Consider the following 14,424-nt stretch of genomic DNA (forward strand, 5'->3'; position numbering starts at 1 on the left):
GGCGGGGGATGCCCCCGCCACCGGGCCCGCACATGCTCACCGAGACAACGCTCGGAGAGCCTCCGGCCAACGCTACGCGCGTAGCTATGGGTTGACGCGTGTAGCGTCGCCCCCGCCCTCCCGGAGCCCGTCCCGGACCCCGCCCGGCCCGGCCCCGGTTTCCTCCCGCTCCCTTCCCCGAGGAGAGTGCGCCATCAAAGCGTCCAGCAGTACCGCCCCCGCAGTAGAACTCGCGGGCATCACCAAGCGGTTCCCCGGTGTCGTCGCCAACCACGACATCCACCTCACGGTCCGCCGCGGCACCGTCCACGCCCTGTGCGGCGAGAACGGCGCGGGCAAGTCGACCCTGATGAAGATCCTCTACGGCATGCAGAAGCCGGACGAGGGCACCATCACCCTCGACGGCGAGCAGGTCTCCCTGCACAGCCCGGCCGACGCCATCGCGCGCGGCATCGGCATGGTGCACCAGCACTTCATGCTGGCCGACAACCTCACCGTCCTGGAGAACGTCGCCCTCGGCGCCGAGAAGCTGTACGGCATCGGCGGCAAGGCGCGCGCGCGGATCAAGGAGATCTCCGACGCGTACGGCCTCGGCGTCCGCCCCGACGCCATGGTCGAGGACCTCGGTGTCGCCGACCGCCAGCGCGTGGAGATCCTCAAGGTCCTCTACCGCGGCGCCCGCACGCTGATCCTCGACGAGCCCACCGCCGTCCTCGTGCCGCAGGAGGTCGACGCGCTCTTCGACAACCTCCGCGAGCTCAAGGCCGAGGGCCTGACGGTCATCTTCATCTCGCACAAGCTCGGCGAGGTGCTCTCCGTCGCCGACGACATCACCGTGATCCGCCGCGGCACCACCGTCGGCACCGCGGTGCCCAGCGAGACCACGCCCAAGCAGCTGGCCGAGCTGATGGTCGGCGAGGAACTGCCCTCGCCCGAGACCCGCGAGTCCACCGTCACCGACACGCCGATGCTCACCGTCGAGGGGCTGCACCTGTCGGCCACCGACCCCGACGGTGCCGTACGCGCCGTGCTCGACGGCATCTCCTTCACCATCCACAAGGGCGAGGTCCTCGGCATCGCGGGCGTGGAGGGCAACGGGCAGGCCGAACTGGTCGAGGCCATCATGGGCATGCGCGACCCCGACGGCGGCACCGTCACGCTCGACGGCTCCGACATCAGCCACGCGCCCACGCGCAAGCGGCGCGAGGACGGCATCGGCTACATCCCCGAGGACCGCCACCGCCACGGCCTGCTGCTGGAAGCCCCGCTGTGGGAGAACCGCATCCTCGGCCACGTCACCGAGAAGCCCAACAGCAAGGGCGCGCTCCTCGACCTCAAGGCCGCCCGCGCCGACACCGAGCGCATCGTCCGCGAGTTCGACGTGCGCACCCCCGGCATCGAGGTCACCGCGGCCTCGCTGTCCGGCGGCAACCAGCAGAAGCTGATCGTCGGCCGCGAGATGAGCCACCTGCCCAAGCTGCTCATCGCCGCGCACCCCACCCGGGGCGTGGACGTCGGCGCGCAGGCGCAGATCTGGGACCAGATCCGCGAGGCACGCCGCGAGGGCCTGGCGGTGCTGCTGATCTCCGCCGACCTGGACGAGCTGATCGGGCTCTCCGACTCCCTGCGGGTGATGTTCCGCGGCCGCCTGGTCGCCGACGCCGACCCCGCGGCCATCACCCCGGAGGAGCTGGGCTCGGCCATGACCGGCGCCGCCTCCGGCCACCTTGAGCACGTAGACGAGCCCGCGGACGAGCAGGCCGAGGAAGAGGAAGGGGGCGACGACGCATGAGCCTCGTGAAGAAATTCGACAGGAACAAGCTGATCCTGGGCTTCGCCGCGCCGCTGCTGGCGATCGTGGCGGCGGTGGCCGTCACCTCGGTGATCATCGCGGTCACCGGGAAGGACCCCTTCCACGCCTACCAGGTCATGGTCGACTACGGGTCGAAGAGCGACTCCCAGGTCTGGATCATCAACAAGGCGGTCCCGTACTACCTGTCCGCGCTGGCCGTCGCCATCGGCTTCCGGATGAACCTCTTCAACATCGGCGTCGACGGCCAGTACCGCATCGCGGCCTTCTTCGCCGCCGTCGTCGGCGGCGCCATGACGATGCCGGGCTTCATCCAGATCCCGGTCATCATCATCGTCGCCATGGTCGTGGGCGCGATCTGGGCCGGCATCGCCGGTCTGCTCAAGGTCACCCGCGGCGTCAACGAGGTGATCAGCACCATCATGCTGAACGCCATCGGCGGCTCGGTCATCGGTTACTTCCTCCAGGACGGCCGGCTCGGGAAGAAGGAGGGCAACATGGTCCACACGCCCGTCCTGCCCGACTCCGCGCACTTCTTCGAGATCCCGACCACGCCCAAGCCCATCTACGGCTTCGTCGTCATCGCGGCCCTCGCCGGCCTCGCCTACTGGTTCGTCCTCAACCGCTCCCGGTTCGGCTTCGACCTGCGCACGGTCGGCCAGTCCGAGTCCGCGGCGGCGGCCAGCGGCGTCGACGTCAAGCGCATGGTGATCACCTCGATGGTGCTCTCCGGCGCGACCGCGGGCCTCGTCGGCATGCCGACCCTGCTCGGCGTCTCGTACAACTACGGCACCGACTTCCCGGCCGGCATCGGCTTCACCGGCATCGCCATCGCGTTGCTCGGCCGCAACAACCCCATCGGCATGGCGCTGGCCGCCCTCCTGTGGGGCTTCCTGGACCGCACCGGCACCCAGCTGGAGTTCGAGGGATACGCGCAGGAGATCGTCGGCGTGGTCCAGGGCGTCATCGTCCTGTGCGTCGTCATCGCCTACGAGGTCGTCCGCCGGTACGGCCTGAAGACCCAGCAGCGGAAGGTCGGCGAGGACCTCGCCGCCCAGGCCCGCAAGAGCGACAAGGCGGAGGTATCCGCGTGAGTACGACCTTTACCGCCGCCGTCACCAACGCGCTCAGCGGCAAGAACAAGCCGGGCGGGCGCAAGCTCTCCACCCCCGTCGTCCTGCTGATCGTCGCGGGCGCGCTGATCCTGCTCTCCGCGCTCCGCGAGATCACCAGCGCGGGCGACCTGACCTCCTCCGGCCAGTTCAGCGGCGCCCTCGCCGCCGCCGTGCCGATCGGCCTCGCCGGCCTCGGCGGGCTGTGGGCCGAGCGCGCGGGCGTCGTCAACATCGGCCTCGAAGGCATGATGATGCTCGGCACCTTCTGCGCGGGCTGGATGGGCTGGCAGCACGGGCCCTGGGCCGCGGCGCTCGCCGGCGCCATCGGCGGCGCGCTGGGCGGCCTCGTGCACGCCGTCGCCACCGTCACCTTCGGTGTCGACCACATCATCTCCGGCGTGGCCATCAACATCCTGGCGCTCGGTGTCACGCAGTACCTCGCCAAGCTGACGTTCGGCGCGGACGGCAGCAAGGCCCAGCTGGCCGGCGGCAACGACAAGCAGTCGCCCGTCATGCCGGACATGCCGAACTTCTCCATCCCCGGCCTGTCCGACTGGCTCAACAGCGTCGAGAAGCACCACTGGTTCCTCGTCTCCGACCTCGCCGGCATCGTCGACGGCCTGGTCACCGACGTGTCCTGGCTGACGATCGTCGCCGTGGCGCTCTTCGCCGTCACCTTCTGGGTGCTGTGGCGCACCGCCTTCGGCCTGCGCCTGCGCTCCTGCGGCGAGAGCCCGGTCGCCGCCGAGTCCCTCGGCGTCAACGTCTACACCTACAAGTACGCAGCCGTGGTCGTCTCCGGTGCCCTCGCGGGCCTCGGCGGCGCGTTCCTCGCCATCGGCACGCACATGTACTCCGACGGCCAGACCGGCGGCCGCGGCTACATCGGTCTCGCCACCATGATCTCCGGCAACTGGCGGCCGGGCGGCGTCGCGATGAGCGCGGGCCTGTTCGGCTTCATGGACAGCCTCCAGCTGCGCGGCGGCGGCGCGACCGTCCACGCGCTGCTGCTCCTCCTCGCCGTGCTGCTCGTGGGCTTCGCCGTCTGGCGGCTGCGCGTCGGCAAGCGCCAGGTCGCGATCGTGGCCGGCGTCCTCGCCGCCGCGCTGATCGTCTGGTACGTGCTGACCAAGACGGTGCCGCTGGAGTTCGTCGACGCCACTCCGTACGTCGTCACCCTGCTGGTGCTCTCGGTCTCCGCGCAGCGCCTGCGGATGCCCAAGGCGAACGGCAAGCCGTACCGGAAGGGACAGGGCAAGTGAGCACTCCCGTCGACTGGGAGTACCTCCGGACGCAGGCCCGGGACGCCATGTCCCGGGCCTACGCCCCGTACTCCGACTTCCCCGTGGGCGCCGCCGCGCTCGTCGACGACGGCCGTACCGTCACCGGCTGCAACGTCGAGAACGCCGCCTACGGTGTCGCCCTGTGCGCCGAGTGCGGGCTGATCTCCGACCTGTTCTCCTCGGGCGGCGGCCGGCTGACCGCCTTCACCTGCTGCGACCGGCACGGCAACGTCCTGATGCCGTGCGGCCGCTGCCGTCAGCTGCTGTGGGAGCACGGCGGCCCCGAGCTGGCCGTGGACACGACCACCGGCGTCCGGCCGCTGGCCGAGCTGCTGCCCGACGCGTTTGGCCCTGCTGACCTGAATCGCTGAAGATGTCCTCAAGCGCCGGACGGGCCGAAGCTTCGGCCCGTCCGGGTCACTTTCCGGCCCCGGGAAGACTGAGGACGCACGAACTTAAGGAAAATGTGCTGATGGACGCCATTTCCGTGATCCGCGCCAAGCGCGACCGCGGTCGACTGACCGACGAGCAGATCGACTGGGTCATCGACGCCTACACGCGCGGCGAGGTCGCCGACGAGCAGATGTCCTCGCTCGCCATGGCCATCCTCCTCAACGGCATGGACCGGGCCGAGATCGCCCGCTGGACCGCCGCGATGATCAAGTCGGGCGAGCGGATGGACTTCTCGTCCCTGACCGTGCCGACCTCGGACAAGCACTCCACCGGCGGCGTCGGCGACAAGATCACCCTGCCGCTGGCCCCGCTCGTCGCCGCCTGCGGCGCGGCCGTGCCGCAGCTGTCCGGCCGGGGCCTCGGCCACACCGGTGGCACGCTCGACAAGCTGGAGTCCATCCCCGGCTGGCGCGCGCTGCTGTCGAACGACGAGATGATGCGCGTGCTGCGCGACGTCGGCTCGGTCATCTGCGCCGCGGGCGACGGCCTCGCCCCGGCCGACAAGAAGCTGTACGCGCTGCGCGACGTGACCGGCACGGTCGAGGCGATCCCGCTGATCGCCTCCTCCATCATGTCGAAGAAGATCGCCGAGGGCACGGGCTCGCTCGTCCTCGACGTCAAGGTCGGCTCCGGCGCCTTCATGAAGAACATCGAGGACGCGCGCGAGCTCGCCTCCACGATGGTCGGCCTGGGCACGGACCACGGCGTGAAGACCGTCGCCCTGCTCACCGACATGTCGACCCCGCTCGGCCTGACCGCGGGCAACGCCCTCGAGGTCCGCGAGTCCGTCGAGGTCCTGGCGGGCGGCGGCCCGGCCGACGTCGTCGAGCTGACCCTCGCCCTGGCGCGCGAGATGCTCGCCGCGGCGGGCCTGCCCGACGCCGACCCGGCCAAGGCGCTCAAGGACGGCTCCGCCATGGACCACTGGCGCCGCATGATCCAGGCGCAGGGCGGCGACCCGGACGCGGCCCTGCCGGTCGCGCGCGAGCAGCACGTCGTCACGGCGGCCTCCTCCGGCATCCTCACCGGCCTCGACGCCTACGCCGTCGGCGTCGCCGCCTGGCGCCTGGGCGCGGGCCGCGCGCGCAAGGAGGACGCGGTGCAGGCCGGCGCGGGCGTCGAGCTGCACGCCAAGCCGGGCGACGAGGTCAAGGAGGGCCAGCCGCTGATGACCCTCCACACCGACACCCCGGAGAAGTTCGCCTACGCGCTCCAGTCCCTGGAGGGCGGCGTCGAGATCGCCGCCCCGGGCACGGCCTTCACGCCGAACCCGATCGTCCTGGACCGCATCGCCTAAGCGGGTCCGGCGAACTCCGGCGAACTCCGGCGAACGCAGCACCGGGCGCTCCGGCAGACGGGAATCCGTCGGCCGGGGCGCCCGGTGCGTTCCGCCGGCACATCTTGATCTATTTATTGCGCAAATCAGGAACTGTGGGCCCGGACGCCCCGTTGTTCGCGATGAAACACGGGAAAGCCGGGACAGTGGAGGAAGGTTCATGGGCGTGGCCCTGGCCAAGGGTGGCAATGTGTCGCTGAGCAGGCAGGCCCCCGGGCTGACCGCCGTGACGGTCGGGCTGGGATGGCGGGTGCGGTCCGCACCGGGAGCCGAGTTCGACCTGGACGCCAGCGCGCTGCTGTGCGACCGGGCCGGGAAGGTCCTCTCCGACCGGCACTTCGTCTTCTTCAACAATCTGCGCAGCCCCGACGGTTCGGTCAGCCACTCCGGCGGCGGGGCACCGGCCGGCGGCGGGGGCGACGTCCAGCAGATCCACGTCGACCTCACCCGGGTCCCGGCCGAGGTCGAGAAGATCGTCTTCCCCGTCTCGCTCTACGAGGCGGAGCAGCGCGGCCAGAGCTTCGGCCGGCTCGACAGCGCGCACATCCGCGTCGTCGACCAGGCCGGCGGCGCCGAGCTGGCGCGCTACGACCTCGGCGGAGTCGACGGCTCCGAGACCGCCATGGTCTTCGGCGAGCTCTACCGGCACGGCGCGGAGTGGAAGTTCCGCGCGGTCGGCCAGGGTTACGCCTCCGGGCTCGCGGGCATCGCCGGCGACTACGGCGTCGACGTCCTCCGCGAGACCCCGGCGCCGCCCGCCGTCCCGCCCGTCCCGCCGGCCCCGCCCGCCCAGGTGAGCACGGCGAAGGCGGAACCGCCGGTGCCGTCCCCGGCGTCCGCACCTCTTGCCGGTGCCGTACCGCAGAACCCCACGGCCGCCGCACCTCTTGCCACACCTCAGCAATCCTCAGGGAGTTCCTCCGTGACGTGCTTCTTCGACCCGAACCATGGCCCCGGCACGGCAGCCGTGCTGTGGTCCCCGCAGTGGGGTGTGCCCCGGCAGATCCAGACGTGCAACGGCTGCGCCCAGCGGGTGCAGACCACGCCGCCGCCGTACTACACCGCTCCCCAGCCGCAGGCGGGCTACCCCCAGGCCGGTTACCCGCAGCCGGTCCAGCAGCAGGGCTACCCGCAGCCCGTCCAGCAGGGTTACCCGCAGCAGCAGGGCTATCCCCAGCAGGGCAACCAGCAGCAGGGCGGCCGCCGCTTCGGCACGGGTGCCCTCCTCGGCGCCGGTGCGGCCGGCCTCGTCGGCGGCGCCCTCCTCAACGAGGCGATGAGCGACGACGAGCCGGACGTGATCGTCAACAATTACTACGAGGGCGACGAGGACTACTGACCCCGGCGTGGTGAACGACGAAGGGGCCGCCCCCACCAGGACAGGTGGCGGGGCGGCCCCTTCGGGCTTGTGAGTCTGGGCTGTGAGTTCCTTACGACCGGGCGACGGCGGCCAGGGAGCGGCGCTCCAGGAGCGCCCGGCGCGTCGCGTAGAGCGTGATCGATGCCGCGGCCAGCATCGCGATCAGGCCCAGGACCACCGCGCCGTCCCAGCCGCCGAGGTGGAAGGCGACGGCGCCCAGCGTGCCGCCGACCGAACTGCCCAGGTAGTACGCCGTCTGGTAGAGCGCCGACGCCTGCGCGCGGCCCGTCTTCGCCGTACGGCTGACCGAGGACGACGCCACCGCGTGGCCCGCGAAGAAGCCCGCCGTGATCAGCACCAGACCGGCCAGGACCACGATCAGCGACTGCGAGAGCGTCAGCAGCAGGCCCGCCGACGTCGTGCCCAGCGCCAGATACAGCGCCCCGCGCCGCCCCAGCCGTCCCACCAGCTTCCCGGCCGCGGCCGACGAGACCGTACCGACCAGATAGACCAGGAAGATCGAGCCGACGACACCCTGCGGCAGGGAGAACGGCGCCTCGGCCAGCCGGTAGCCGATGACGGTGTAGACCGCGCCGAAGACGGTCATGAAGAGCGCGCCGATCGCGTACAGCCGCCGCAGCAGCGGATCCGCGAGGTGGCCGCCGACCGTGCGGGCCAGCGCGCGCGGCGAGACCGCGGCCGGGGTGAAGTGCCGTCCCTTGGGGAGCAGCAGCCGGAAGGCCACCGCGCACAGCACCGCCAGGACGCCCACCGCGCCCAGCCCGGCCCGCCAGCCCCACGCCTGGGCGACCCAGCCGGCGAGGATGCGGCCGGACATGCCGCCGAGGCTGTTGCCCGCCACGAACAGGCCGATCGCACCGACCAGCGCCTTGGGCCGCACCTCCTCGGCGAGATACGCCATGGCGGAGGCGGGCAGGCCCGCGAGCGCGGCACCCTGCACGACGCGGAGCGCGACCAGCCAGCCGAGGTCGGGGGCGAAGGGCACCAGCACGGCCACGAGCGCGGCCACACACAGCGAGGCGGTCATCATCGCCCGCCGCCCGTAGCGCTCGGACAGCGCGCTCAACGGGACGACGGCGACGGCGAGTCCACCGGTCGCGGCCGATACGGTCCAGCTCGCCTGATCCGGCGTCACACCGAGGTCGTCGGAGATCGCGGGGAGCAGGGCCTGCGTGGAATAGAGGAGGGCGAAGGTGGCGACACCCGCGGCGAAGAGCGCGAGGCTCGTCCTGCGGTAGCCGGGCCCGCCGGGCACCAGCTTGTTGTCATCGGCCGTGTTGTCGACGGCTGAGGGAGGAACGGGGGACGACAGTGCGGAGGCACCCGATCGCACGGCGACGACGGATGCCCCGGTATCGGCAGGAGGCATGTACCGACCGTATGCACGCGGCGCTCATGCGTCCAATGCACAAATTCGCGATAATCGTTCCCATGCAGCATGACCGCAGGCCAGGGGCTTCTCTGTCACCAACCGGCAATGAAAGCGTGACGCGGATTTTTGACAACCCGGTAACGCCCGACACCCCCGAGATCAAGGCGGACTCCTGGGCCGCGACCCTCACGCCGCGCCTCGCGCAGTTCGTGGCCGTCGCCCGGCACGAGCACGTGACCCGCGCCGCGCACCAGCTGGAGATGCCGCAGTCCACCCTCAGCCGCTCGATGGCGCGCGTCGAACAGGACCTGGGCGTCGCGCTGTTCGCCCGGCACGGCCGCACGCTCTCCCTCACCGCCGCGGGCCGCACGTTCCTCGCCTCCGTGGAACGGGCCCTCGCGGAGGTCGAGCGCGCCGCCGAGTCCGTACGGGCGGACGCCGACCCCACCGCCGGGAAGGTCGCCTTCGGCTTCCTGCACACCCTCGGCTCCGAGACCGTACCGGAGCTGATCCGGGCCTTCCGCGCCGACCATCCGCGCGTGCGCTTCCAGCTCGTGCAGAACTACGGCGAGGCCATGCTGGAACGGCTCCGCTTCGGCGACCTCGACCTCTGCCTCACCTCACCGCTGCCCGACGCGCCCGACCTCGTCGCCCGCCGCCTCGACGAGCAGAAGCTCCGCCTCGTCGTCCCGGACGACCACCCGCTCGCCGGCCGCAAGCGGGTCCGCCTCGCCGAGGCGGCCGCCGAACTCTTCGTCACCCTCGAACCCGGTTACGGGCTGCGCCGGATCACCGACGCGGTCTGCGCGGAGGCCGGCTTCACCCCGAAGATCGCCTTCGAGGGTGAGGACCCGGAGACGCTGCGCGGGCTGGTCGCGGCGGGTCTGGGCGTCGGCCTGCTGCCACCGCCCGCGGTCGCGCGGCCGGGTGTCGTGGAGCTGACCGTCACCGCGCCGCGCGCCGTCCGCGAGATCGGGGTGGCCTGGCTCGACGGCCACCCCGACACGCCACCGGTCGCCGCGTTCAAGCGCTTCCTGCTCTCCCGCCGGGGGCAGTTGCTGCCGCGGTGACGGGGCTTGACCGTGGACCCCGGCCCGTCGGCGCCTGCGGCGGGCTTTGTTCCCCTACCCCGCCCCTTCCCGGCTGCATCTGATGTGCGGCTCCGCCGCGTGGGGGGCTTCGCCCCAGACCCCCGAAGCGCGCTTCGCGCGCTGTCCTCAAACGCCGGACGGGCTGAATGTGCTGGCTACGGTCCGCACCATCCAGCCCGTCCGGCGTTTGAGGACGCGCACGCTGGGGGCACCTCCCAGCGGTAGCTGGGGGAGCTCCCGCCGCAGGCGGCAACGGCGGGACAGCCGGGGGAAGCAAGCGCCGCAGGCACACCGCACGCACCCGGCAACGGTCAATACCCCAATGACGCCCCGAAGCCGGAGGCGAGCGGCATGCGCAGGCCCAGCGGCGGCGGAGCCGCCAGCGCGTCGGCCACCGGTCGCGCGTAGTGCCGCCCGAAGAGCGACCCGAGCACGAAGTCGACGGTCAGGGCGAGCACTTCGGACCGGTGCTGGTGCAGCGCGTGCCCGTCGGAGTGCACCTCGAAGCGGCACACGTGCCGGTTGACCTTCTTCGCCCGCTCGGCGAGCCGGAAGGACAGATCGGGGTCGGTGCGCTCATCGTTGGTGCCGTGCACCAGCAGCACCCGCCGCCCCGCGAGCTGCCGCACCGGATCTGGGTCGAGCACGGATTCCGGCGCGGGCAGCCAGGGGGCCAGCGCCAGTACGGAGGTGACGGCCGGGTGCCCCGCGGCGAGCAGCGCGGCCCGGCCGCCCATGTCCGTGCCCACCAGGCACACCGGTACGTCGCCGTACCGCCGTACGACCTCGTCCGCGGCCCACTCCGCGTCCCGCACGGGATCGGCCGCGGCGCCGTTCCAGCCGCGGCGGCGGTAGCGGACGACATGGACGACCAGGCCCTCCGCCGCTCCCGAACGGGCCAGGGCGCGGGCCGGGGCCCGCTGCGCGGCGAGCGAAAGGGCCGAGGGCCGGCGGGTCCCGGTGGGGTGCCCGCCGGGCAGCAACAGGGCGACGCCGTGCACGGAATGCTCCGCGCCGAGCGGCTTTCCGAGCCGGGCCGGACCCGCTCCCGGCCCCCGGGGATCCCGCTGGGGCAACGCTTGCTCAGGCATGGCAGAAACGATGGCAGAACGCCGCGCGGTGTCCACCCCGCCGATGGGTCACCGTTCCGTATCGTTCGCCGACATCTACGCGCGTAGGGGCTAGAGTGCCGAAATGACGACCGAGACCACCTCCCAACCCACCCCCGAGCAGATCCGCCGCGCGCCCAAGGTGCTGCTGCACGATCACCTCGACGGCGGACTGCGCCCCGGCACCGTCGTCGACCTCGCCCGCGCCACGGGCTACGACGGCCTGCCCGAGACCGACCCGGACAAGCTGGGCGTCTGGTTCCGCGAGGCCGCCGACTCCGGCTCGCTGGAGCGCTATCTGGAGACCTTCGCGCACACCTGCGCCGTGATGCAGACCCGCGAGGCCCTGGTCCGGGTCGCCGCCGAGTGCGCCGAGGACCTGGCCGAGGACGGCGTCGTCTACGCCGAGGTGCGCTACGCCCCCGAGCAGCACCTGGAGGGCGGTCTCACCCTCGAAGAGGTCGTCGAGGCCGTCAACGAGGGCTTCCGCGAAGGCGAGCGCCGGGCGCGCGCGAACGGCCACCGCATCCGGGTGGGCGCGCTGCTCACCGCGATGCGCCACGCGGCCCGCGCCCTGGAGATCGCCGAACTCGCCAACCGCTACCGCGACTCGGGCGTGGCCGGTTTCGACATCGCGGGCGCGGAGGCCGGTTTCCCTCCCACCCGTCACCTGGACGCGTTCGAGTACCTCAAGCGCGAGAACAACCACTTCACCATTCACGCCGGTGAGGCGTTCGGCCTGCCGTCCATCTGGCAGGCGCTCCAGTGGTGCGGCGCGGACCGGCTCGGGCACGGCGTCCGGATCATCGACGACATCGAGATCGCCGAGGACGGCACGGTCAAGCTCGGCCGGCTGGCGTCCTATGTGCGGGACAAGCGCATTCCGCTGGAGCTGTGCCCCACCTCCAATCTCCAGACCGGTGCGGCCACTTCTTATGAAGAGCACCCCATCAGCCTGCTGCGCAAGCTGCACTTCCGGGCCACGGTGAATACCGATAATCGGCTGATGAGCGGCACCAGCATGAGCCGTGAATTCGAGCACCTGGTCAAGACTTTCGGCTACACGCTGGACGACATGCAGTGGTTCTCCGTCAACGCGATGAAGTCCGCGTTCATCCCATTCGATGAACGTCTCGCGATGATCAACGACGTCATCAAGCCCGGATACGCCGAGCTCAAGTCGGAGTGGCTCTTCCGGCAGACCGTGACGGGCACCGCCTGACCAGCAATTCTCTTTCCCGTCGCAACCGACGGTGAATCCACGGGTAATAGCGTGAAAACGGCCGGGACTCCAGGGTCCCGGCCGTGTCATTCATTGCGGCTTCCCGGCTCTCGTGACTAGGTTGCAGTGCCGCTGCAAAATTCCCCCGTCGCGAGGACAGAATTCAGATGAAGCAGGGAACCATCAAGACGCTCGGTGTTGCCGCGCTCGGTGTCGCCTTCGCCGCCACGGCGGTGGGCAACGCGGCCGCGTTCGGCACCTCGGGCGCCGTGGAATCGGTCACCGGCACCGCCCAGACCACGATGGGCGGGCTGCCCATCCAGCAGGCCGCGAAGCTCGCACCGGCCGGCGGCCCCGTGGTCTCCGCCGCGGACCGCGCGATCCAGGGCGGCATCCTGAAGGCGCCCTCCCAGGCCGTCGACAAGGCCGTGGCACCCAACCTCCCGAAGACGCCCGAACTGCCGGTGACGCCGAAGTCCGACAACAGCCCGGGCGTGAGCGGTGCGGGCGGCGCGGCCACGAGCGGCAAGATGCACAGCACCGGCAACAAGGGCCTGCTCGGCGGCCTGCCGACGCTGCCCACCAACGGCCTGCCCCTGCCGAGCATCGGCGGCTGAGCCCCGGCACACCACGGCGGGCCGCGCACCCTTCGCACCGGGGTGCGCGGCCCGCCGCCGCGTCAACGCGGCGACGCGAGCATCACCAGGACGTGGCGGTCCGGCCGTGGCCCTGCTCGGACGGCAGCAGCACCCACAGCGCGAGATAGAGCAGGAACTGCGGCCCCGGCAGCAGGCACGAGGCCAGGAAGATGACGCGCATCGTGGTGCGGGACGTACCGAAGCGCTCGGCCAGGCCCGCGCAGACGCCGGCGATCATCCTGTGGTCACGGGGACGGACCAGGGGAGCGGACATGATGGCGACTCCTCGTCGTCGGTCCGGCGGCGTCGGGGACGCGCCGTGCGGGAACGTTTCCCGGTGCCTACGACGCTACGGGCGCGAGCCGGGGCAAAGCATCGCTCTACGGGGCGATCCCGACCCTGGGGATCGTCGGGGTCCGCCCCTGAGGGGCCTCCTTCCGGGGGAGGGCCCCGGGGCGGCGCGTGTCACTCCTGCGACGGAGCCGGGCCCGCACCGCGGGGACCACGGCGAGATGCGCGACGGCGACGCCCGTCACGTTCAGCAGCAGCGCGTCCACGTCCAGCACCTGGCCCACCACACCGCTCTGCACCACCTGGAGGGCCAGCGAGAGCATCGCGCTGGTGAAGACCGTGCGGGTCAGCGAGCCCAGCGGCGACGCGGCGACCCTGCCTCTCGCCCACGGCAGCAGCACCCCGAGCGGCGCCAGCGGCAGCATCCCCGCCCCGATCGCCCGCGTCGCCTCCCAGGGACTCAGGGCGAGATCGGCACGGATCGTAGCCAGCGGCTCCAGCGGCGCGGCCGTCACCCAGGGCGCCGTCAGCGGACGCAGGGCCAGCCAGCCGACAGCCAGCAGATGGGCGACGAGCAGCACACACCCCGCGGCGCGGTAGCGGTATCGGAGGGCGGGCGTACCGCCGTAACCATGACCCTGCACGCCCCACAGGACGCCGGGTGTGCGCCGTCCGGTTCCGCCCGTGACGACGGAGAGTGGCGGATGCCCGCGGGACCGTAGAGCCGGCGGATCAGGAGACGGCTCTGCCGCCGATGTCCGCGGTGTCTGGATGCGTCCGCATCTCCTCGGTGCAGGTGTAGCTCAGCGGCCCGGCGCCGCCCGGACCGCCCAGGAGCACCGCCGACTTGCCGTCCGCCGCGGGCGTGCCCACGAACGAGCACACCAGCTGCGCGAGGGCGACCTGCGGCAGCTCGCCCGGCTCACGGCTCAGCCGCAGGGTGCCCGCCGGGTCGCCCGGCCGCGCCCCGGTGACGGTCAGCCGCTGCGGGACCGCGGTGATCAGCCCGGCGTCGGCCTCCTCCCCGGCCGGCACCTTGCGCAGCTCGTCCACGAGCGCGGCGGCGACGATCGCCGCGTCGTCGGGCTTGTCGGGCAGCGGGACCCGGCGGCTGACCGGCACCAGCTGCGAGGCGCACTCCAGCTGCACGGTCACGGTGGTCAGGCCGGCGGCGGCGCTCGGGTCGGGGCGGCTGACGCACGACGCCCGGGACGGCGCCCCGCCCGCGTCCACCGGCACGGCCGTGCCGCGGATCCCGCACGCGGACAGCGCGGGGAGGGAGCCGAGCAGCGTCAGCGCCAGGGCGGCGGTTCTGATCCTCAC

General features: G+C 72.0%; 14 protein-coding genes. 9 read left to right on the plus strand and 5 right to left on the minus strand.

Annotated features, from left to right (window positions below; all coding sequences use genetic code 11):
- The first annotated feature begins 193 nt into the window (after positions 1-193).
- The 6 genes from ACFY1P_RS27950 to ACFY1P_RS27975 all read left to right on the plus strand — a co-directional run bounded on the left by ACFY1P_RS27950 (position 194) and on the right by ACFY1P_RS27975 (position 7,336).
- Positions 194-1,792: an ABC transporter ATP-binding protein gene (locus ACFY1P_RS27950; RefSeq protein ID WP_390752179.1), complete on the plus strand. Its 1,599-nt coding sequence runs from the start codon at positions 194-196 to the stop codon at positions 1,790-1,792.
- Complete coding sequence (locus tag ACFY1P_RS27955) at positions 1,789-2,904, plus strand: ABC transporter permease (protein WP_361533106.1); 1,116 nt, start codon at positions 1,789-1,791, stop codon at positions 2,902-2,904. The genes ACFY1P_RS27950 and ACFY1P_RS27955 overlap by 4 nt, the downstream gene beginning before the upstream one ends.
- Positions 2,901-4,187: an ABC transporter permease gene (locus ACFY1P_RS27960; RefSeq protein WP_390752165.1), complete on the plus strand. Its 1,287-nt coding sequence runs from the start codon at positions 2,901-2,903 to the stop codon at positions 4,185-4,187. The genes ACFY1P_RS27955 and ACFY1P_RS27960 overlap by 4 nt, the downstream gene beginning before the upstream one ends.
- Entirely contained in the window at positions 4,184-4,579 is a 396-nt protein-coding gene (locus ACFY1P_RS27965; protein ID WP_390752166.1) for a cytidine deaminase, read from the plus strand. The genes ACFY1P_RS27960 and ACFY1P_RS27965 overlap by 4 nt, the downstream gene beginning before the upstream one ends.
- A 95-nt stretch (positions 4,580-4,674) precedes the next feature.
- Positions 4,675-5,958: a thymidine phosphorylase gene (locus ACFY1P_RS27970; protein ID WP_361533115.1), complete on the plus strand. Its 1,284-nt coding sequence runs from the start codon at positions 4,675-4,677 to the stop codon at positions 5,956-5,958.
- 199 nt (positions 5,959-6,157) lie between these two features.
- A complete protein-coding gene (locus ACFY1P_RS27975) occupies positions 6,158-7,336 on the plus strand; it encodes a TerD family protein (RefSeq protein WP_361533118.1) in 1,179 nt (392 codons plus the stop codon).
- 91 nt (positions 7,337-7,427) lie between these two features.
- On the opposite strand, the gene ACFY1P_RS27980 is transcribed toward ACFY1P_RS27975, so the two are convergent.
- The gene (locus tag ACFY1P_RS27980) at positions 7,428-8,747 is read right to left on the minus strand and encodes an MFS transporter (protein WP_390752167.1); all 1,320 of its coding nucleotides are present in this window, start codon (positions 8,745-8,747) and stop codon (positions 7,428-7,430) included.
- Between the two features lie 62 nt (positions 8,748-8,809).
- Between ACFY1P_RS27980 and ACFY1P_RS27985 the strand changes: the two genes are divergently transcribed.
- Positions 8,810-9,820 carry a LysR substrate-binding domain-containing protein gene (locus ACFY1P_RS27985; protein ID WP_361533124.1) on the plus strand — a complete coding sequence of 337 codons (1,011 nt, stop codon included), beginning with the start codon at positions 8,810-8,812 and terminating at the stop codon, positions 9,818-9,820.
- A gap of 332 nt (positions 9,821-10,152) precedes the next feature.
- On the opposite strand, the gene ACFY1P_RS27990 is transcribed toward ACFY1P_RS27985, so the two are convergent.
- The gene (locus ACFY1P_RS27990) at positions 10,153-10,932 is read right to left on the minus strand and encodes an alpha/beta hydrolase (protein WP_361533557.1); all 780 of its coding nucleotides are present in this window, start codon (positions 10,930-10,932) and stop codon (positions 10,153-10,155) included.
- Between the two features lie 103 nt (positions 10,933-11,035).
- Between ACFY1P_RS27990 and ACFY1P_RS27995 the strand changes: the two genes are divergently transcribed.
- Both ACFY1P_RS27995 and ACFY1P_RS28000 read left to right on the plus strand, forming a co-directional pair.
- Positions 11,036-12,172, plus strand: coding sequence for an adenosine deaminase (locus ACFY1P_RS27995; RefSeq protein WP_361533560.1), 1,137 nt, complete (start codon positions 11,036-11,038; stop codon positions 12,170-12,172).
- A gap of 167 nt (positions 12,173-12,339) precedes the next feature.
- A complete protein-coding gene (locus ACFY1P_RS28000) occupies positions 12,340-12,789 on the plus strand; it encodes a hypothetical protein (protein ID WP_361533563.1) in 450 nt (149 codons plus the stop codon).
- Between the two features lie 82 nt (positions 12,790-12,871).
- On the opposite strand, the gene ACFY1P_RS28005 is transcribed toward ACFY1P_RS28000, so the two are convergent.
- The 3 genes from ACFY1P_RS28005 to ACFY1P_RS28015 form a co-directional block, all read right to left on the minus strand.
- On the minus strand, positions 12,872-13,084 hold the full coding sequence (locus ACFY1P_RS28005; RefSeq protein WP_361533566.1) for a PspC domain-containing protein: 213 nt from the start codon (positions 13,082-13,084) through the stop codon (positions 12,872-12,874).
- A gap of 106 nt (positions 13,085-13,190) precedes the next feature.
- A complete protein-coding gene (locus tag ACFY1P_RS28010; RefSeq protein ID WP_361533569.1) occupies positions 13,191-13,745 on the minus strand; it encodes a VanZ family protein in 555 nt (184 codons plus the stop codon).
- 88 nt (positions 13,746-13,833) lie between these two features.
- Entirely contained in the window at positions 13,834-14,424 is a 591-nt protein-coding gene (locus ACFY1P_RS28015; protein ID WP_361533572.1) for a hypothetical protein, read from the minus strand.

The sequence above is a fragment of the Streptomyces sp. NPDC001407 genome (assembly GCF_042895325.1).
Classification (GTDB): domain Bacteria; phylum Actinomycetota; class Actinomycetes; order Streptomycetales; family Streptomycetaceae; genus Streptomyces.

Bases quoted from the DNA above. Each gene is read 5' to 3' on its own strand.
- ACFY1P_RS27955 (WP_361533106.1), top strand. From the start codon at position 1,789: ATGAGCCTCGTGAAGAAATTCGACAGGAACAAGCTGATCCTGGGCTTC.
- ACFY1P_RS27990 (WP_361533557.1), bottom strand. From the start codon at position 10,932: ATGCCTGAGCAAGCGTTGCCCCAGCGGGATCCCCGGGGGCCGGGAGCG.
- ACFY1P_RS28000 (WP_361533563.1), top strand. From the start codon at position 12,340: ATGAAGCAGGGAACCATCAAGACGCTCGGTGTTGCCGCGCTCGGTGTC.
- ACFY1P_RS27975 (WP_361533118.1), top strand. From the start codon at position 6,158: ATGGGCGTGGCCCTGGCCAAGGGTGGCAATGTGTCGCTGAGCAGGCAG.
- ACFY1P_RS27980 (WP_390752167.1), bottom strand. From the start codon at position 8,747: ATGCCTCCTGCCGATACCGGGGCATCCGTCGTCGCCGTGCGATCGGGT.
- ACFY1P_RS28005 (WP_361533566.1), bottom strand. From the start codon at position 13,084: ATGTCCGCTCCCCTGGTCCGTCCCCGTGACCACAGGATGATCGCCGGC.
- ACFY1P_RS27995 (WP_361533560.1), top strand. From the start codon at position 11,036: ATGACGACCGAGACCACCTCCCAACCCACCCCCGAGCAGATCCGCCGC.
- ACFY1P_RS27985 (WP_361533124.1), top strand. From the start codon at position 8,810: ATGCAGCATGACCGCAGGCCAGGGGCTTCTCTGTCACCAACCGGCAAT.